Annotated in this window: 17 protein-coding genes; 9 read left to right on the top strand and 8 right to left on the bottom strand. The window is 71.4% G+C overall.

The window, feature by feature from the left end; all coding sequences use genetic code 11:
• Positions 1-183 precede the first annotated feature (183 nt).
• From LQK93_RS11165 to LQK93_RS11155, 3 genes are all read left to right on the top strand, one after another.
• Positions 184-993: an ABC transporter ATP-binding protein gene (locus LQK93_RS11165; protein ID WP_374967862.1), complete on the top strand. Its 810-nt coding sequence runs from the start codon at positions 184-186 to the stop codon at positions 991-993.
• The gene (locus tag LQK93_RS11160) at positions 990-1,889 is read left to right on the top strand and encodes an ABC transporter permease (RefSeq protein WP_374967861.1); all 900 of its coding nucleotides are present in this window, start codon (positions 990-992) and stop codon (positions 1,887-1,889) included. The genes LQK93_RS11165 and LQK93_RS11160 overlap by 4 nt, the downstream gene beginning before the upstream one ends.
• A 96-nt stretch (positions 1,890-1,985) precedes the next feature.
• Entirely contained in the window at positions 1,986-3,053 is a 1,068-nt protein-coding gene (locus LQK93_RS11155) for an ABC transporter substrate-binding protein (RefSeq protein WP_374967860.1), read from the top strand.
• 82 nt (positions 3,054-3,135) lie between these two features.
• On the opposite strand, the gene LQK93_RS11150 is transcribed toward LQK93_RS11155, so the two are convergent.
• Positions 3,136-3,672 (bottom strand): LytR C-terminal domain-containing protein, encoded by a 537-nt coding sequence (locus LQK93_RS11150; RefSeq protein WP_374967859.1) that lies wholly within the window; start codon positions 3,670-3,672, stop codon positions 3,136-3,138.
• A gap of 66 nt (positions 3,673-3,738) precedes the next feature.
• The gene (locus LQK93_RS11145; protein ID WP_142182057.1) at positions 3,739-4,032 is read right to left on the bottom strand and encodes a type II toxin-antitoxin system VapB family antitoxin; all 294 of its coding nucleotides are present in this window, start codon (positions 4,030-4,032) and stop codon (positions 3,739-3,741) included.
• Here LQK93_RS11145 and LQK93_RS11140 point away from each other — a divergent pair.
• On the top strand, positions 3,988-5,694 hold the full coding sequence (locus LQK93_RS11140; protein WP_374967858.1) for a helicase HerA-like domain-containing protein: 1,707 nt from the start codon (positions 3,988-3,990) through the stop codon (positions 5,692-5,694). The two genes, LQK93_RS11145 and LQK93_RS11140, sit on opposite strands and share 45 nt — an antisense overlap.
• A 45-nt stretch (positions 5,695-5,739) precedes the next feature.
• On the opposite strand, the gene LQK93_RS11135 is transcribed toward LQK93_RS11140, so the two are convergent.
• Positions 5,740-6,576, bottom strand: coding sequence for a helix-turn-helix transcriptional regulator (locus LQK93_RS11135; protein ID WP_374967857.1), 837 nt, complete (start codon positions 6,574-6,576; stop codon positions 5,740-5,742).
• A 137-nt stretch (positions 6,577-6,713) separates the two neighbouring features.
• On the opposite strand from LQK93_RS11135, the gene LQK93_RS11130 reads away from it, so the two are divergent.
• The gene (locus LQK93_RS11130) at positions 6,714-7,688 is read left to right on the top strand and encodes a phosphotransferase (protein ID WP_374967856.1); all 975 of its coding nucleotides are present in this window, start codon (positions 6,714-6,716) and stop codon (positions 7,686-7,688) included.
• Positions 7,689-7,747: 59 nt separating this feature from the next.
• Here LQK93_RS11130 and LQK93_RS11125 read toward each other — a convergent pair whose 3' ends face one another.
• Together LQK93_RS11125 and LQK93_RS11120 are read right to left on the bottom strand one after the other, a co-directional pair.
• Positions 7,748-8,599, bottom strand: a complete 852-nt coding sequence (locus tag LQK93_RS11125) for a phytanoyl-CoA dioxygenase family protein (RefSeq protein ID WP_374967855.1) — start codon at positions 8,597-8,599, stop codon at positions 7,748-7,750.
• 131 nt (positions 8,600-8,730) lie between these two features.
• Complete coding sequence (locus LQK93_RS11120; RefSeq protein WP_374967854.1) at positions 8,731-9,237, bottom strand: dual specificity protein phosphatase family protein; 507 nt, start codon at positions 9,235-9,237, stop codon at positions 8,731-8,733.
• A gap of 109 nt (positions 9,238-9,346) precedes the next feature.
• On the opposite strand from LQK93_RS11120, the gene LQK93_RS11115 reads away from it, so the two are divergent.
• The 3 genes from LQK93_RS11115 (at position 9,347) to LQK93_RS11105 (ending at position 14,550) form a co-directional block, all read left to right on the top strand.
• The gene (locus tag LQK93_RS11115; protein WP_374967853.1) at positions 9,347-10,672 is read left to right on the top strand and encodes a PP2C family protein-serine/threonine phosphatase; all 1,326 of its coding nucleotides are present in this window, start codon (positions 9,347-9,349) and stop codon (positions 10,670-10,672) included.
• 202 nt (positions 10,673-10,874) lie between these two features.
• Complete coding sequence (gene cofG / locus LQK93_RS11110; RefSeq protein ID WP_374967852.1) at positions 10,875-13,115, top strand: 7,8-didemethyl-8-hydroxy-5-deazariboflavin synthase CofG; 2,241 nt, start codon at positions 10,875-10,877, stop codon at positions 13,113-13,115.
• 10 nt (positions 13,116-13,125) lie between these two features.
• Positions 13,126-14,550 (top strand): flavin-containing monooxygenase, encoded by a 1,425-nt coding sequence (locus tag LQK93_RS11105; protein WP_374967851.1) that lies wholly within the window; start codon positions 13,126-13,128, stop codon positions 14,548-14,550.
• Positions 14,551-14,621: 71 nt separating this feature from the next.
• Here the strand turns inward: LQK93_RS11105 and LQK93_RS11100 are convergent, their stop codons facing one another.
• On the bottom strand, positions 14,622-14,777 hold the full coding sequence (locus LQK93_RS11100; RefSeq protein WP_374967850.1) for a VOC family protein: 156 nt from the start codon (positions 14,775-14,777) through the stop codon (positions 14,622-14,624).
• 201 nt (positions 14,778-14,978) lie between these two features.
• On the opposite strand from LQK93_RS11100, the gene LQK93_RS11095 reads away from it, so the two are divergent.
• Positions 14,979-16,091: a PP2C family protein-serine/threonine phosphatase gene (locus tag LQK93_RS11095; RefSeq protein ID WP_374967849.1), complete on the top strand. Its 1,113-nt coding sequence runs from the start codon at positions 14,979-14,981 to the stop codon at positions 16,089-16,091.
• 96 nt (positions 16,092-16,187) lie between these two features.
• Here LQK93_RS11095 and LQK93_RS11090 read toward each other — a convergent pair whose 3' ends face one another.
• Both LQK93_RS11090 and LQK93_RS11085 read right to left on the bottom strand, forming a co-directional pair.
• Positions 16,188-16,355 (bottom strand): BldC family transcriptional regulator, encoded by a 168-nt coding sequence (locus tag LQK93_RS11090; protein WP_374971487.1) that lies wholly within the window; start codon positions 16,353-16,355, stop codon positions 16,188-16,190.
• A 366-nt stretch (positions 16,356-16,721) separates the two neighbouring features.
• On the bottom strand, positions 16,722-17,303 hold the full coding sequence (locus tag LQK93_RS11085; protein WP_374967848.1) for a MarR family winged helix-turn-helix transcriptional regulator: 582 nt from the start codon (positions 17,301-17,303) through the stop codon (positions 16,722-16,724).
• Between the last annotated feature and the right edge of the window lie 54 nt (positions 17,304-17,357).

The following is a 17,357-nucleotide window of genomic DNA, read 5'->3' as shown; positions in this document are numbered from 1 at the left end:
CGCCACGGATGGTGGCGGCCGTGGCTCCGGTGACGCCCTCGTCGGCGTCGCTCCCAGCATGGCTGAGCAGATTGCACAAAACCATCTCTATCGCGGCTATCGGCGGCAACGAGCACAAGCGTTCCGGCCCCGTGCCGCCCGCTCCTACGGTGACGCAACTCAACGAGGAGAAAGGGGTGACCGATGGCGGCCATCGAGCTACGCAACGTCACCAAGAGGTTCGCCACGGCGGACGGTGGCACCTACACCGCGATCCAGGATCTGTCGCTCACGGTCGAGGACGGCCAGTTCTGCGCCGTCGTCGGGCCGACCGGCTGTGGCAAGTCGACAACCCTCACACTCATCTCGGGGCTCGAGAACCCTTCGCGCGGTGAGGCGCTCGTTCACGGCGAGCAGGTCCGCGGCATCGACACCAGCACCGGGTTCGTCTTCCAGCAGGATGCCGTCTTCCCCTGGAAGTCCGTCCTGGACAACGTCGCCGCCGGCCCGCTCTACCGCGGCCAGAGGCGGTCCGAGGCCCTGAGGCTGGCCCGCGACTGGCTTCGCCGCGTGGGCCTGAGCGGCTTCGAGGACCGCTACCCGCACCAGCTGTCGGGCGGCATGCGCAAGCGCGTGGCCCTGGCCCAGTCGCTGATCAACCAGCCGCGCATCCTGCTCATGGACGAGCCGTTCAGCGCCCTCGACGTGCAGACCCGCGCGATCATGTCGACCGAGCTGCTGCACCTCTGGGACCAGACGAAGCCGGCCGTCGTCTTCGTCACGCACGACCTCGAGGAGGCCATCGCCCTCGCCGACAAGGTCGTCGTCATCACCGCCGGCCCGGGCACCGTCAAGGCGGAGTTCGAGATCGACCTGCCGCGGCCGCGCGTCGTCCAGGAGATCCGCTTCGACCCGAGGTTCACCCGGCTCTACGAGCAGATCTGGGAGGCGCTGCGCGCCGAGGTCGCCGAGGCGTACGCCCGCACGACGCAGCTCGCGGAGGTGGCGTCGTGATCGACACCCCCACCCAGCACGACGGATCCCTCATGGCCCTGGCCGCGCAGTTCCCACCGGAGGCCACGCCGGTGACGGCCTCACCTCACGCCCGGGCCCGACGCCGTCGTGCCGTGCTGGCCGCAGCCCGCATCGCCATCGTCGTCGTGCTGCTCGTCGCCTGGCAGCTGCTCGTCAATGCCAAGGTCGTCGACCCGTTCTTCTGGGGCGAGCCCAAGGGTGTCTGGGGTGACCTCCACGACTGGGTCACCGTCGGGACGAGCCAGGGATCCCTCGGCGAGCAGATCGTCGTCACCCTCGAGGAGGCCGTCCTCGGCTTCGTCATCGGCTCGATCCTCGGGGTGGTGTGCGGCATCGCGCTCGGGCGCGTGCGCCTGCTCTCCGAGCTGTTCGCACCGTTCCTCAAGGCCGCCAACTCGATCCCGCGCATCATCCTCGGCTCGATCTTCACGGTGGCCTTCGGCTTCGGCATCCAGTCCAAGGTGATCCTCGCGGTCGTCCTCGTCTTCTTCGGCGTCTTCTTCAACGCCTTCCAGGGCGCCCGGGAGGTCGACCGCAACCTCGTGGCCAACGCCCGCCTGCTCGGGGCGACCCGCTGGCAGGTGACCCGCGACGTCGTGCTCCCCTCGGCGTTCACGTGGATCCTCGCGAGCCTGCACATCAGCTTCGGCTTCGCACTGATCGGCGCCCTCGTCGGCGAGATCCTCGGTGCCAACCAGGGCCTGGGCCTGCTCATCCGCTCGTCGCAGAACAACTTCGACATGAACGGCGTGCTCGCCGGCATGGTCCTCGTCGCCGTCATCGCCCTCACCGCCGAGGGCCTCATCACCGTGCTCGAGCGTCGCCTGCTGCGCTGGCGGCCCCCACAGACCCACGGAGGTGCCGCCGTCGAGTAGCCCCGTCGCTCGAGCAGCGCCCTGCGGCGCACCCAGCAGCACGCCCCAGCATCCAGCACCACCAGACCCACGCACCAGACTCAAAGGAGAGTTCTCATGAACACCAAGCGGATCGGTGCCGCAGGCGCCGCCTTCCTCGCCGCGACCACCATGGCCGCCTGCGCCAACAACGCCTCCGGCTCCTCGACCAGCGCCGGCACCGGTGCCCCCGTCGACGCGAGCGCACCCACCGTGACGATCATGGTCGGCGGCATGAGCAAGCAGATCTACCTGCCGTTCATGCTGGCCAAGCAGCTCGGCTACTACGACAAGACCGGCGTCAACGTGAAGCTCGTCGACGAGCCCGCCGGCGGCGACGCGACCAACAACATGCTGGCCGGACAGGTCCAGGGCGTCGGCGGCTTCTACGACCACAACATCGCCCTGCAGGCGCAGGGCAAGTCGTCCGAAGCCGTCGTGTCGATGCTCCAGATCCCGGGTGAGGTCGAGCTGTGCCGGAGCGACCTCAAGGGCGTCGTGAAGAGCCCGGCCGACTTCAAGGGCCGCTCCCTCGGCATCACCGACACCGGCTCGTCGACCGACTTCCTCACGCAGTACCTCAGCAAGAAGAACGGCGTGGACCCCTCCTCGGAGACGCGTCGTGGTGTCGGTGCCGGGCAGACGTTCATCGCCGCCATGAAGCAGAAGGCCATCGACTGCGGCATGACGACGGAACCCACTGTCTCGCAGGCACTCTCGGACGGAACCGCCTTCATCCTGCTCGACATGCGCACCGCCGAGGGCTCCAAGTCCGCGCTCGGCGGCACCTACCCGGCCACCTCGCTCTACATGCCGACCGACTGGGTCAACAGCAACAAGCCGACCGTGCAGAAGCTCGTCAACGCCTACGTCTCGACGTTGGCCTGGATCCAGCAGCACGACGGTGCCGCCATCGCCGACAAGATGCCGGCGGACTACTACAAGGGCGTCGGCAAGGACGCCTACGTCCACGCCCTCGACAGCGAGAAGGGCATCTTCAACCCGACCGGCCTCATGCCGGAGGACGGCCCGAAGACCTGCTTGGCGGTCCTCGGCGAGTTCAACCCGAAGGTCAAGGGCAAGAGCATCGACCTCGCCAAGACCTACACGAACGAGTTCGTCAAGGCGGCCACCCCGGTCAGCTGAGGAGGGCCGCCGTAGGGCCCGTCACCCCGAGGACGTATGCCGTCCGGCGCAGCCCGCGCCGGACGGCATACTCACGCTCGGGTCACTGCTGCACGGTGACCGTCGGGCAGGGACGGAGCGTCTGGGTGGGGGTCACGACCACCGGGACCTTGCCGAGAGCCTTCCAGGACTGACCGACGGCCAGGTCGATGGTGTCGCCCTTGCGCTTGTCGTTGACGAGCACGGCCTGGGGCACGTGCGTCTTGAGCAGCTTGGCCGAGGCCTCCCCCTCCGGGCCGAACCGGATCTGCGCGACCTGCTTGACCGACGCGCCCTTGGGGTCGTTGCCGACCGCCTTGATCTTGAAGCCGCGCGCCCCGGCCTGCTTGGCCACCGCGGCCGCCAGGCCGTTGCGGTTGGTGGAGTTGTAGACGTTGATGCTGACGTCCCGGGGCGTCAGCGGCGCGACCGGGACCTCCGTCGTGCAGGGCTTGGGTTTCGGCGCGGTGTCCCGGAAGTAGGTCGACGCGTAGTAGAACGCGCCGGCGAGGCCCAGCAGCACGACCGCGATGACGATCGTCGCCCGGCGCTGACGGCGCCTTCGATACGGGCGGTCGTCGTCGTCCACGGCCTGCGACATCCACGCTCCTTGCTCGGACCGGTCGGAAACCGCCTCAAGTCGGGCGGTCCGCGCCAGAGTACGGGGTCAGAGTACGAGGACGCGGGCATGAAGGACCGGTCTCTGCTGCAGCGCGGCGCGAAGTGCCCGGTGCAACCCGTCTTCGAGGTAGAGCTCGCCCTCCCACTCCACGCAGTGCGGGAAGAGGTCGCCGTAGAAGGTGGAGTCGTCGGCGAGCAGCCCACGCAGGTCGAGCGTGCTCTTGGTGGTGATGAGCTCGCCGAGCTGGACCACCCGTGGAGGGACGTTGGACCAGTCCTTGGTGGTCTCGAGTCCATGGTCGGGGTACGGGCGGGAGTCGCCGACGGCCTTGAAAATCACCGGGTCAGCATAGACATCGCCGGGGGTGGCCCGCCTACTACAGTTCGAGGCGTGACCGACACCGGAGTCCAGAAGACCGGCGACGACGCGTCGTCGAACGCCCAGCTCGACGAGATCCGCGGCGGCTACGCGTTCGACGGCGGGGTGCTGAGGCTCGGGGCCGCCGTCGTCGACGGGCAGGCCCACCCGGACGCCCCGGTGCAGATCCCGCTCAGCGTGCTCAACCGGCACGGCCTCGTCGCGGGCGCCACCGGCACCGGCAAGACCAAGACGCTGCAGCTCATGGCCGAGCAGCTGTCCGACGCCGGGGTCCCCGTGTTCCTCGCCGACCTCAAGGGCGACCTGTCGGGCGTGGCGACCCCGGGCGAGGGGAACGACAAGATCACCGCCCGCGCGGCCGACGTCGGCATGCCGTGGACGGCGACGGCATACCCGACGGAGCTCTACACGCTCGGCGGCAAGGGCACGGGCATCCCGGTCCGGGCCACGATCACGGCCTTCGGCCCGACCCTGCTGTCCAAGGTGCTCGGTCTCAATGACACTCAGGAGAGCAGCCTCGGGCTGATCTTCCACTACGCCGACAAGAACGGCCTGGCCCTGCTCGACCTCAAGGACCTGCGCGCCGTCATCACGCACCTGACCTCCGACGAGGGCAAGGCCGACCTCAAGGAGCTCGGCGGCCTCTCCAGCGCCACGGCCGGGGTGATCCTCCGCAACCTCATCGCCCTCGAGGACCAGGGCGCCGGCGACTTCTTCGGCGAGCCGGAGTTCGAGACGAGCGACCTGCTGCGCACCGCCGCCGACGGCCGCGGCATCATCTCCTGCCTCGAGCTGCCGCAGGTGCAGGACCGCCCGCAGCTCTTCTCGACCTTCCTCATGTGGCTGCTCGCCGACCTCTTCCACGACCTGCCGGAGGAGGGCGACGTCGACAAGCCGAAGCTCGTCTTCTTCTTCGACGAGGCGCACCTGCTCTTCGACGACGCGAGCAAGGCGTTCCTGCAGGCCATCGAGCAGACCGTGCGCCTCATCCGGTCCAAGGGGGTGGGCGTCTTCTTCGTGACCCAGTCGCCCAAGGACGTCCCGTCGGGCGTGCTCGCGCAGCTCGGCAACCGCGTGCAGCACGCGCTGCGCGCCTTCACGCCCGACGACGCCAAGGCGCTCAAGCAGGCGATCGCGACCTACCCGCACACCGCCTACGACATGGAGAAGCTGCTCACGAGCCTCGGCATCGGCGAGGCCGTCGTCACCGTGCTCTCAGACCGGGGCGTCCCGACGCCCGTGGCGTGGACGCGGATGAAGGCCCCGAACTCGCTCATGGACCCCTCGCCGCAGGCCACCCTCGACGCCGTCGTCGCCGGCTCGGCACTGAAGACGAAGTATGCCGACGTCGTCGACCGCGAGTCGGCCTACGAGAAGCTGACGGCCCGGTTGCAGGCGGCTCCCGCGGCCTCTGCCCAGCCGGCGGCCACTCCTGCTGCGCCCCTGCCCACCCCCGCCTCGCCCCCCGCTCCGTCGCCGCGGCAGGGACAGGCGCCCAAGGAGGATCCCGGCATCGTCGAGCAGGTCGTGCAGTCCACGGCGTTCCGCTCGATGCTGCGCTCGGCCGGCACCGTCATCGGCCGGGAGATCACCCGCAGCATCTTCGGCACCCGCCGCCGCTGAGCGGCCGCAGCGCCGGCGACCGGAGGCCGGAGGCTCGGCAGGACCTCAGTCGCCCGGGTCGAGGTCGTCGAGATCCACGTCGGCGTCCGCGAAGTAGCTGATCACGCGGATGTCCGGCTCGTCGACGACCTGGAGCACGAGCTGGTGCAGCCGGACGACCTGGCCGGTGTCGAGGCGGATCCGCTTGGTGCGCCCGCGAGTCGGGTCGCTGTCGTGGCGCTCCCACCACTCGACGGTGTCCGGGTTCGTCTTGAAGATCTCGTCGAGGATGCGCTTGTACGACGGGTCGTCGGGGTGCCGCGCGTACGCCTCCCGGAAGAGCGCGAGCTGGTCGGCGGCCTCCTGCTCCCAGTCGACGAAGAGGCTGCGGGCTGCCGGGTCGCAGCAGTAGAACCACAGCAGATTGCGCTCGCGCTTGCTGCGCTTGCCCTCCCAGTCGGTGAAGAGCTGGCAGGCCGTGTGGTTGGCACCCAGGACGTCCCAGCGCGCACCGACGACGTAGGCCGGGTTGGGGTCGAGCGAGTCGAGCAGCTCCTCGAGCTCCTCCGTCAGCTCCTCGGGGCTCTGCGCCCGGCGCGACGGGGTGCCGGTCGCCAGGGCGCTCAGGTGCGCGCGCTCGTCGGCGCCGAGCTTCAGTGCCCGGGCCAGCCCGTCGATGACGGTCGCGCTCGGGCGCAGGTCGCGGCCGCGCTCGATGAGGTCGTAGTAGGCCACGGAGATGTCGGCCAGCTCGGCGACCTCGGTGCGACTCAGCCCCACACGGCGCCGGCCCTTCGCACGCTTGATGCCGACCTCCTCCGGCGCGAGCTCGTGCCGCCGCGCCCGGAGGAACTCGCCCAGGGGCGAAGGGGTGCGCACGCTGAGCGGGACGTCCGTGGTCATGGCGCTCATCCTGCCAGTGCGTGAGAGGCCGGACGGAACGCGTTCACGAGGGGTTCGCCGCGTGTTAACGTTCCGCGTCCGCCGGCGCGTCAGCAGCCCCGCGACCCGGAACGGACCCCTTCTCCAGGAGCCCCCGTATGCCGTCCGCCGCGTCCCAACCGGGACCTGTCGTCGACGTGTCCGACGTCGCACCCGGCGCTGTTGCCGGTGTCGTAGCCGGTGTCTCAGCCGATGTCGCAGCCGGCGTCTCAGCCGGCGTCTCAGCCGAGGCCGTCGCGCTGCCGCTGCCCGCTGCGGGCTGGGGTGCCCGCGACGCGTCGGCCGCCCTCGAGGTGGCCCGAGCGCTGCTCCCGGTGCAGGTGGGTCCTGCCGACGAGGTCCTGGGCCTGCTGACCACCGTGGTGCTCGGCGCCGAGTCGCACGTCGTCAAGGTCTACCCGCCGGGGACCGACGCGGCGCACCTCGACCGCATCCACACCGCCCTGGCAGGCTCGCGAACCGCCACGAGCGCACTCGTGCCTGCCGTCGTGACGCCGCACGGGGTGGTCACCGTCGCGTCCCGCCTCTCCGGCGGGTCCCCCGTGACGTGGCCCGAGGTCGGAGCCCTGCTGCAGGCCTTCCACGCCGAGCACGCCGACGCCGCCGTGGCGACGTGGTCGCCGCTCTCGCGCCTGGGCTCGCAGGTGGCGCTCCTGCCCGAGGAGCACGCCCACATCCTGTGGTCGGCTCGCGACGGGCTGCTCTCCGCGCTGGCCGGGGTCAGGTCGGAGCTCGGCTACGGCGTCATCCACGGCGACGTGTCCCCGTCCAACGTCATGCACGACGGGAGGCGAGCCGCGCTCATCGACCTCGACTGGGTGGCTGTGGCGCCGCGGGAGTACGACCTCGCGAGCGCGTCACGCCGGTTCCGTGCCGGGGAGCTCGACCGAGCGACCTACCGGGACTTCTGCGCGGCATACGGGCACGACGTGCTGGGCTGGGAGGGGCTGCCGCTGCTTGACCGGATCGCCGACCTCGCGGGCGTCGTGTTCCGGATCTGGGACTGTCGCCACCACGGGCGCGACCTCGACTGGCTGCGGGGCGAGCTGCAGCTCTGGGGCACCCCCGTCTGACCGCGGGTGCACGAGCCGGGGGCGAGACGGCTGGCACCGAGCCGGCTGACGGGAAGGCGTCAGGGGGCGACCCCCATGACGAGGCTCTCGATGTCGTGCTCCTGCTCGAGTGGGGTGAGCTCGTCCACGAGCTCGACCTCGAGGTGGTCGCGCAGCCCGTGGGGGATCGCCATCCAGAACTCGCGGGTCACCATCATCCGATGGCGTTCCTCGTGTCGCGTCGACGGAACGACGGCCCCCAGCACGACCACCGGCCGCGCTCGCGAGGTGCGGTTCGCCGTTCCCCGGTGCACCGCGAGAGCCGACCTCGCCGAGATGTCGCCGCGCTGCGGCATAAGGCGCTCGGCGAGGCGCTGGTAGCGGCCCCACGTGCTGCGCGGCGGGAACATCCCGTGGTCCCAGTCGAGCCCCGGCTCGTACTGCGTGCCGGGGGCGATCTCGAACGGCCCCATGTCGACGGCGGTGTCGACGGTCGCGAGGTTGAAGGCCAGCGAGGTCAGACGGCCGTGACGGTGCGTCTCGGGCGGGGAAGGGAGGTCGCGGTGCCAGGGCTGGTCGACCGCCCCGGCGAACGGGATGTCGAAGCCGATCTCGACGAGCACGTAGCCGGGACCGAGGACGGTTTCGCACAGGCCGGTCACCCAGGGGTGTGTCGCGAGCGTGACGAAGCCGCCCAGCTGCTCCGGGTGGACCTGGACGTACCAGCGGTGCGGTCCACGGGTGATGGCGCCGCGTTCGCGTGTGCGCGCTTCGCGGTAGGCGGTGAGGACGTCCCGGTGCAGCTCGTCGACCCAGTCGCGCGGGAAGGCGCCAGGATGGGCCACGATCCCGTCGCGGTGGAGGGCGTCGACGTCGTGCCCGAGGGCGTCGCCGAGGTCGTGGTCGAGGTGGGGCGCAATGGTGGAGGTCATGTCCGCTCCCGAGTGAGGACTCGTGTGGTCGGACGGGCCCGTCAGGAGGCGCGTCTGATCCCACTGTCTCCGGAGAAGTCCAGCGTGGGTGCAGGAATCGACGAAGATCTGCGTCGCTGCCCGGCCGCGCCTCAGACGGCCTGGTCGGAGGTGGCCGGCGCCGGCAGCGAGCGCAGCCACTCGGCGAAGTCCTCGTTGTTCACCGTGCGGTCCCGGCGCTGCTGGACGTGGTCCAGGGCCTCTGCGCCGGAGACGCCGAGGAGCTCACGCACGATCAGGGTCATGACCAGCCCGGAGCGGTTGCGACCGAAGGTGCAGTGCACGAGCGCCCGGCGGCCCTCCCCCACGAGACCGGCGACCAGGTGGGCGAGACGGAGCGTGAGCGCCGAGTCGGGCACGTCCTCACCGTCGACCAGCGGACACTTGAGGTAGGCGAGCCCCTCGATGTCCTCCGGCGGCGGGTAGGCGTCGGGGTCGGCCAGGTCGACGACCGTGTCGATGCCGGTGTCGCGCACCCACCCGAAGTCCACCGGGCAGCCGCCGTGCCACAGGCCCGGCAGCATCTCGGTCGGCGGGTCGGCAGGCTCGACGCCGTCGAGCTCGACGGGGTCGGTGGTCCAGTTGAGGGTCTCGCTCACGGTGCGCACGTACCCGAGCATCCCTCCACCCCAACCCGGGCGCCCAGCTCGTCCGGATTCGACGTCGAAAGTTCATCCGGCGGCGTCCGCTCCGCCATATTGTGGAACCGTGGACAGCAGGACGTCCGATGAGTTGCTCGGCGGCGTCCTCGACGCCGCCGAGAACGCCTCGCCCCTGCAGGCCGTAGAGGCGGTGACGGCCACGCTCGCGCACAGCCTCCAGGCGTCCGCCTCCTTCTTCCTCATCGCCGACCTCGCCGGCGGCGCCCTGGTGCGCATGTCCCACGGCTCCTCCGACGAGGCGCTGGCGCGCCACGGGCTCGGCGGGCTCGAGGGGACGACCCGCACCCAGGACGGTGAGCAGTCGGTCAGCGTGCCGATCACGGGCCAGGTCGAGACGGCCATGCGCACCCAGAGGGTCCAGGTCCTCCCCGCAGCGATGGTCGACGGGGAGAGCCGGGGCTGGATCGTGCTGGCCCCGGTCACCGAGCGCGGCGAGGCCCTCGGCCTCCTGCAGGTGGCCCTGCCCGAGGCACCGGACGCGAAGGGCGTGGCCGAGATCGCCCGGGTCGCGCACCTGCTCGCCTTCGTCGTCATCGCCAACCGGCGGCACACCGACCTGTTCGAGCGAGCCGAGCGGAGCAGCTTGTTCTCGCTGCCCGCGGAGATCCAGCGGCGGCTGCTCCCGCCGGCGTTCACCTGCGAGGCGGCGCCCTTCACGCTGGCGGCGTGGCTCGAGCCGGCGGCCTCCGTCGGCGGTGACACGTTCGACTACTGCCTGGGCCGCGACACGCTGCACCTGTCCCTGACCGACGCCGTCGGGCACGGGGTGAGCAGCGCCCTGACCGCGACCCTGTGCGTGGGGAGCCTGCGCAACACCCGCCGCATGGGCGGCTCGCTCGAGGACCAGGCGAGCGACGCGCACTTCATCCTCTTCCAGCAGACGGCCTCCGGCGCGTCTGACCACTTCGCCACCGGCCTCGTGGGTCGGGTCGACCTCACCACCGGCATGCTCTCCCTCGTCAACGCCGGCCACGTGGCGCCGTACCTCTCGCGGGACGGGAGCGCCTCGGAGGTCTCGCTCACCCCCGACCTCCCGTTCGGGATGTTCCTCGAGACGCAGTACCGCCGCATCGAGCTGGCCCTGCGCCCCGGAGACCGTCTCGTCCTGGTGACGGACGGCATGCTCGAGCGGAACGCCGCCTCGCTCGACCTGTGCGAGGAGATCACCCGCACCCGCTCCCTGCACCCCCGCGAGGCGAGCCGGCGCCTGACCGCGATGGTGCTGGAGCGCTGCGACCAGGTGCTCGCCGACGACGCCACCGTCATGGTGCTGGACTGGTACGGCGAGCACGGGCAGGCCCGCAGGACGAGCGCCGGAGCCGAGCAGTGGCGCGCGAGCGCCGACCGCGACCGGAGCGGCACGCCGCACTGAAGGCGCCGCCGTCCCCGGCGCCGGCGGCACCTCTTGATCGGAAGACCCGTGAACGCGTACGCGCGGCTTCTGTGAGGGAAGCCCGTGACGGGTGCCCGTGAGGGGGGCCGACGCCCTGCGGCCGCGATGGTGTGGAATGGGAAGTACGCGTACCGCCGACACCGCCGTCACGGTCCCGTGAAGATGTGTGATGGGAGATGTCGTGCGTTCTGAGGTCGCTGAGCTGGTCGGGCTGCTGTCCGCCCGCGGCGAGTCCCTCGCTGCCCTCGTGGGCCGGGCTGCGAGCATCCGGGACGAGGGACTGCGCCGCGCCGGTCGTGACCGGGTGGTCACCTACTCGCCCAAGGTCTTCGTCCCTGTCACCACGCTCTGCCGGGACCGGTGCCACTACTGCACCTTCGTCGACACGCCGGCCAAGCTGGCGCGGAAGGGCCTGAGCCCCTACTTGTCCGAGGAGCAGGTCCTGGCCGTCGCGCACCAGGGCGCGGCGCTGGGCTGCACGGAGGCGCTGCTGACGCTCGGCGACCGGCCCGAGGACCGCTGGGACGTGGCTCGCGCGTGGCTGCGCGAGCACGGTTTCGCATCGACCGTGGACTACGTCGGCCACCTCGCCCGCCGGATCACGGCCGAGACCGGCCTGCTCCCGCACCTCAACCCCGGGGTGCTGAGCCGTGCCGAGCTGGAGGCGCTGCGCCCCACCGCGCCGTCGATGGGGATGATGCTCGAGACGACCTCGCGCGCGATCTTCGAGCGACCGGGCGGGGCGCACTTCGGATCGCCGGACAAGGACCCCGCGGTGCGGCTGGCGGTGCTCGAGGACGCCGGTCGCGCGAAGGTGCCCTTCACCACCGGCCTGCTCGTCGGCATCGGCGAGTCCCTCGAGGACCGAGCAGAGTCGCTGATCGCCCTGCGCGACGTACACGCGCGGCACGGCCACGTGCAGGAGGTGATCATCCAGAACTTCCGTGCGAAGCCGGCGACCGCCATGCAGGACGTCGACGACGCCGAGACGGACGAGTACCTCGCAACCGTGGCCACCGCCCGAGTCGTCCTCGGTCCGGACATGCGCATCCAGGCACCCCCGAACCTCAGCGACCCGGCCGAGCTGGCTGCCCTGCTCGCCGCCGGCGTCGACGACTGGGGCGGGGTGAGCCCGCTGACGGCCGACCACGTCAACCCGGAACGGCCCTGGCCGCGGCTCGAGGACCTCGAGCGCCTCACCCGCGAGTCCGGCTTCACGCTGCGCCGGCGGCTCACCGTCCACCAGCCCTATGTCGACGACCGCGATGTCTGGATCGACGCCGGGCTGCACGCGGCGGTGCTCGCCGCGGGAGCCGGCCCGGGTCCGCGCCCCCCGCGGCCGGTGCTCTCACGTGCGCCGTCTGGCGACACGGGCGCCCCGGGAGGCACGGGCGCCCCGGGAGGCACGGGCGCCCCGGGAGGCACGGGCGGCACCGACCTGGTGAGCCGTGCGGCCGCCGACCCGACCGGGCTCCCCGACGCCGACTACGCCGAGCTCCTCGCGCTGCGCGGAGAGCAGCTCGACCGGCTCGCCGCCGTGGCCGACGACCTGAGGCGCTCGGTCGTCGGTGCCACCGTGAGCCTGGTCGTGAACCGCAACCTGGGCTCAGACGTGTGCACCGACCCGGACCTCGTGGAGCAGGTCGCCGCCGACGCGTGGGACCTCGGGGCCACCGAGCTCTGCATCCAGGGCACGGCGCCGGACACCGCGCCCGACGACGTCTACGAGCAGCTCGCCGCGGCGGTCAAGCGCGCCGCTCCCGGCATCCACCTGCACGCGTTCCGCCCGGCCGACGTCGTCGACGGGGCGCGCCGGGCCGGCCGCGGTCTCGACGAGCACCTGCGGGCGCTCGCTGCGGCCGGGGTCGACACCGTGCCGGGCACGGGGGTCAAGCTCCTCGACGAGGCGTACCGGTTGCGGGTCTTCCCCGCGGACCTGCCGGTGGAGCAGTGGCTGGCCGCGGTCAGGGCAGCCCACGGGGTGGGGTTCCGTTCGACGTCGGTGATGTTCTACGGCCACGGCGAGACGCCGCTGCAGCGCGTGGCGCACCTGCGGGCCCTGCGAAGGCTCCAGGCCGAGACCGGCGGCTTCACCGAGTTCGTGCCCATGCCGCTCCCCGGCTCGCCGGTGGACCTCGACGACGCCCGGGCCGTCCACGCCGTGGCCCGGCTGGTGCTGCACGGCAGCATCAACCACCACCAGGCGCCCTGGACCCGCCTCGGTCTCGACGGCGCCGTCGCCGCACTCCGCTCGGGCGCCGACGACCTCGGCGGCACGCTGCTCGACGGTCGGGTGCTGCCCGAGGCGGGCGTCGAGTTCGGTCGCGAGCTGCCGGTGGAGACTGCCCGTCAGCTGGCGCGCACCCTGGGGCGCACGCTGCGACTGCGCACCACGACGTATGCCGGCGCGCCGGCTCGGTGACGACGCGCCAGTGAGGGTGCGCGTCGCCATCGTCGGGGCCGGCTTCGCCGGCCTCGGCACAGCGCTGCGCCTGCAGGCCGAGGGGGAGGACTCGTTCGTCGTGCTCGAGCGGGCCTCGGCCGTCGGCGGCACCTGGCGGGACAACACCTACCCCGGGGTCGCCTGCGACGTGCCGGCGCACCTGTACTGCTTCTCCTTCCTGCCGAACCCGTCGTTCTCGCGCCGGTTCGCGCCCGGGGGCGAGATCCGCGACTACCTCGAGCGCGCCGCAGACCCGGTGCGCGACCACCTGCGTCTCGGGACGGACGTCGAGTCCGCCGCCTGGTCGGGCAGCGACTGGCGGCTCACGACCTCGCGCGGCCCCGTACGCGCCGAGGTCCTCGTGCTCGCCGCCGGCCGCCTGACGGCCCCGCGCCTGCCCGAGGTGCCGGGTGAGTTCGCCGGCACGGTCTTCCACTCCTCGGCGTGGGACCACTCGGTCGAGCTCGACGGTGCCCGGGTGGCCGTCGTCGGCACCGGCGCCTCGGCCGTCCAGCTGCTCCCGGAGGTGGTCGCGCGGGCCCGGTCCGTCGTGCTGATGCAGCGCAGCGCGCCGTACGTCCTCCCGCGTCAGGACGAGACCTACGGCGTGCAGGAGCGCGCCCGCTTCGCCGCCCGCCCCGAGGCGCTGTCGGGCCTGCGAGCCTCGCTCTTCGCCGAGGCCGAGCGGCTCTACGACGCCCGCGTCGGCGACCTCGCAGCCCGCCACGAAGCCAGGTCGCGCGCGCTGAGCCACCTGGCCGCACAGGTCGCCGATGCCGACCTGCGGGCGCGGCTCACCCCGGACCACGAGTTCGGCTGCAAGCGGGTGCTCTTCTCCGACGACTACTACCTCGCCGCGACGCGGCCCCATGTGACGGTGACCGGACCGCTCACCGGCTTCGACGCTGGCGCGATCCTGAGCCGGGACGACCGCCACGAGGTAGATGTCGTGGTCCTGGCCACCGGTTTCCACACCACCGGCCAGCCGTACGCCGGCCTCGTCCGGGGACGCTCGGGACTCACGCTCGAGGAGCACTGGACGGAGGGAATGCAGGCCTACGCGTCGACCGCGGTCGCGGACTTCCCGAACATGTATGTCCTCGACGGCCCGAACGCGAGCCTGAGCCACAACTCCGCCCTGGTGATGATCGAGGCACAGATCGACTACGTCCTCGGGGCGCTGCGCCACACCCCGACGGGCGTGGCCCTCGAGGTGACGGCTGCCGCCGAGGAGGGTTACGCCCGCGAGATGACGGCCCGGAGCATCGACAAGCCGTGGACCTCCGGCTGCTCCAACTGGTACGTCGACTCGCGGACCGGCCGGCAGAGCCTGCTCTGGCCGGGCCGCGCCACCGAGTTCCGCGACCGCTTCGCCACCTTCGATCCCGAGCCCTACGTGGTGCGCACGCCCTGACGTGAGACAGAGACGAAGAATCGACGCCTCACCCGGGGGCGGAGTAGTTCGACAGCTCGATCAGACTGCCGTCAGGATCGCGCACGTAGACACTGCCCAAAGGAGAGGGCGATGCGGCCTGAGCCGAACTTCTGCTCAGTCATCCCCAACACTTCGACGTAGAAGGCAGCCGTCCGTTCTATGTCCATGACGGTGAGAACCAGATGATCGATGCGGTCGATGCGCACCGGCTGGTCCTGGTCCGTTGACGCGTCGGCCGGCGTTCGAACGACCGCCTCTGCCGCTCGTCGGACGACGTCGACCTTGCCCCTCGAGGCCCCCGGGCTCACCGGTTTTCCCGGAATCACCTCCGTGGTGACGGCGAGGGGTGACAATGCGCTGTCAGCGTCGTGGGCTCGAGCCCGAGCGTGGAGGGTCAAGGCCGAGGGTTGCAACTCCGTTCCGTCTTCGCCGCTCCCGAGGGCGTGCTCCCGGCCGTCCGGCAGTCGTCCCGGGTGATCGGCTGGGCCAGCGCCGCCCTCTTGGCCCTGACAACAGCGTCCGACGTGGTGGTCAGCCCCCGGGTGGCGGTGTTGACGGGCCTTCTCGGGCTGGCACCACTGCTGGCGGCGTCCGCGCTGACGCCCCGCGCGACCGCAGCGTTTGCCGGCGCGGCAGTGAGCCTGGCGGCCGCTTCCGGACTGTGGAACGGCTTCGGTGCCCAATACGGCGTCAGCCTCCTCAACGTCGCCTTGGTCAGCGCTTTGTCGGTGATCGTCAGCGTGATCAGGGCCGGCCGCGAGGCGGATCTGCGCGACTCGCGCCGCATCGCCGCCGCGGCGCAGGAAGCGCTGCTTCCCGTGCTTCCCGAGTCGCTGGGCCCCGTCCGGATCAGAACCCGCTACCACTCGGCGACCGGCACCGCGCAGGTCGGGGGCGACTTCTTCGACTTCGTCGCCGATGGGAACCGGCTGCGTTTCCTGCTCGGTGATGTCAGCGGCAAGGGCGTCGGCGCCGTCACCGAGGCTGCCCGCGTCATCCGCGCCTTCCGCCAGTACGGCGCCAGCGAGGACGACCTGGTGTCCGTGGCCCGCCGTGTCCACGAGTACGTCACCCACTTCTGGGACGTGGAGCGCTACGCCACTGCCGTCTTCGTCGAGATCACCGGCCCCGACAGCCTGGCCGTCGTCGCGGCCGGCCACCCCGCCCCGTTGCGGGCGTCCGCCGACGGTGTGCGCGAGCTCGCGGTCCACCATTGCCTGCCCCTGGGGATCGGGCCGGCGGACCACGTCACGACGCACCACTGGAACCCATCCGACCGCCTTCTGCTTTACACCGACGGGCTCACCGAGGCCCGGAACCCAGCCGGCGAGTTCCTCCCACCCGCCTGCATCGAGGCCGCTGTGCGCGAGGGCACGCCGGACGCCTGCCTCGACGAGCTCCTGCACCGCGTGCAGGAGCACGCCGGACGGTTCGCGGACGACCTGGCGCTGGTCCTGCTGACCAACGACACCAGCGCCGTGGGGCTCAGCCCTCGCGCCACATCCGACGCCCGGCCGTGACAGGCCGAGCGCAACGTTGTGAGAACCGCTCGCCAGGTGCGGGGCGTTGGCCATGGCGCCGGGCGCGCTGCGAGCTCGGCACGCCCGCCTCGTTGGTCAGCTGGCCCTCGGCTGGACATCCAGGAGCTGCTCGATCTCGGCCCTGCTGTAACGGCGATGACCACCAAGCGTGCGGTACGCCGTCAGGCGACCGGCCACCGCCCAACGGGTCACCGTCTTGGGGTTCACGCAGAACATGGACGCGACCTCACGTGGCGTGATCAGGTCCGGGGGAACACCAGGGTCGCTGCCTTTGCTCGCGGCAGGGGACGCCTCAGGCTTGTGGCGCGGGTCCCCGGTGACGGCCCCGGAGACGGCCTCATCAATGGCGGCTTGCATCCCAGTCCCCCTGCTCACGTGCCGCGACGGTGCGGCTCAGCTCGTGGCCTCGGTTGAGACCACCCACGCCGGATGTTTCCACACAAAATGGTCATCCAATCGTCAACAATGGGTAAATTGCGGCAACCTTGCAGAAACGGTCGAAACGGGCGAAAGCGCAACACGAGCGTCGGCGAGCCTAGCCCCGGCTTGACGGACGATGGCGACCGAGCAGCGCCGGGGGATGTTCATCCGGCGCGCCTGTCGCTGCGCTCATCCGTCGGGCTGGGGCCCCCCCTCGCGCCGGTGCTTGCTGGCGCCGGCTTGGTGGCCGCGCCCTTGCTCCCAGACCGAGGTCAGTGCGCGCAGACGGCCGGCCAGGTCCTCAATGGCCCCGGGCGGGGCTTCGGCGAGCAGGGCATCTTCGAAGGCGAGCTGCGCGGGAACCACCTCGTCCACGAGCGCCGCCCCCGAGTCGGTGAGGACGAGCAGGGACGAGCGGCCGTCGGTCGGGTTCGCCGACCGGCTCAGCAGTCCCCGAGCCTGGAGGGCGTTCAGCCGCATGGTGATCGCAGAGCGTGGTGCCAACAGCATCTGGGACAACGAGGTCGGGCTCAGGGGTTCGTCCGAGCGGCGCAGAGCAGACAGCACGTCCAACTCACCGCGGGTGAGCCCGTAGCCCGCAAGGAAGGCGTCGCTGGCTTCGAGGATGAGGCGCGAAGCGCGCAGCACCCGGTGGATCACCCCGAGGCTGGTGAAGCTCAGGTCTGGGCGCAGGCGGGCCCACTCGCGCTGCATGCGGTCCACGACGTCGCCGTCGCCGACAGGGGGTATGCCGTCCACGTCCTGGTTCACCCGAATCCTCCCGTCCCATGGCATCGTCACGTCAGGCACGATGATAGTTCAGGA

It is taken from the genome of Terrabacter sp. BE26 (assembly GCF_041941675.1).
In the GTDB taxonomy this organism is placed as follows: Bacteria; Actinomycetota; Actinomycetes; order Actinomycetales; family Dermatophilaceae; genus Terrabacter.
The sequence above is the reverse complement of the archived record's forward strand: the minus strand, read 5'-3'. Positions and strand labels throughout refer to the sequence as shown.

What these genes read in the sequence shown, in the direction of transcription:
- LQK93_RS11130 (WP_374967856.1), top strand. Translation starts at nt 6,714, where the DNA reads ATGCCGTCCGCCGCGTCCCAACCGGGACCTGTCGTCGACGTGTCCGAC.
- LQK93_RS11140 (WP_374967858.1), top strand. Translation starts at nt 3,988, where the DNA reads ATGGTCGGGGTACGGGCGGGAGTCGCCGACGGCCTTGAAAATCACCGG.
- LQK93_RS11165 (WP_374967862.1), top strand. Translation starts at nt 184, where the DNA reads ATGGCGGCCATCGAGCTACGCAACGTCACCAAGAGGTTCGCCACGGCG.
- LQK93_RS11150 (WP_374967859.1), bottom strand. Translation starts at nt 3,672, where the DNA reads ATGTCGCAGGCCGTGGACGACGACGACCGCCCGTATCGAAGGCGCCGT.
- LQK93_RS11125 (WP_374967855.1), bottom strand. Translation starts at nt 8,599, where the DNA reads ATGACCTCCACCATTGCGCCCCACCTCGACCACGACCTCGGCGACGCC.
- LQK93_RS11135 (WP_374967857.1), bottom strand. Translation starts at nt 6,576, where the DNA reads ATGACCACGGACGTCCCGCTCAGCGTGCGCACCCCTTCGCCCCTGGGC.
- LQK93_RS11155 (WP_374967860.1), top strand. Translation starts at nt 1,986, where the DNA reads ATGAACACCAAGCGGATCGGTGCCGCAGGCGCCGCCTTCCTCGCCGCG.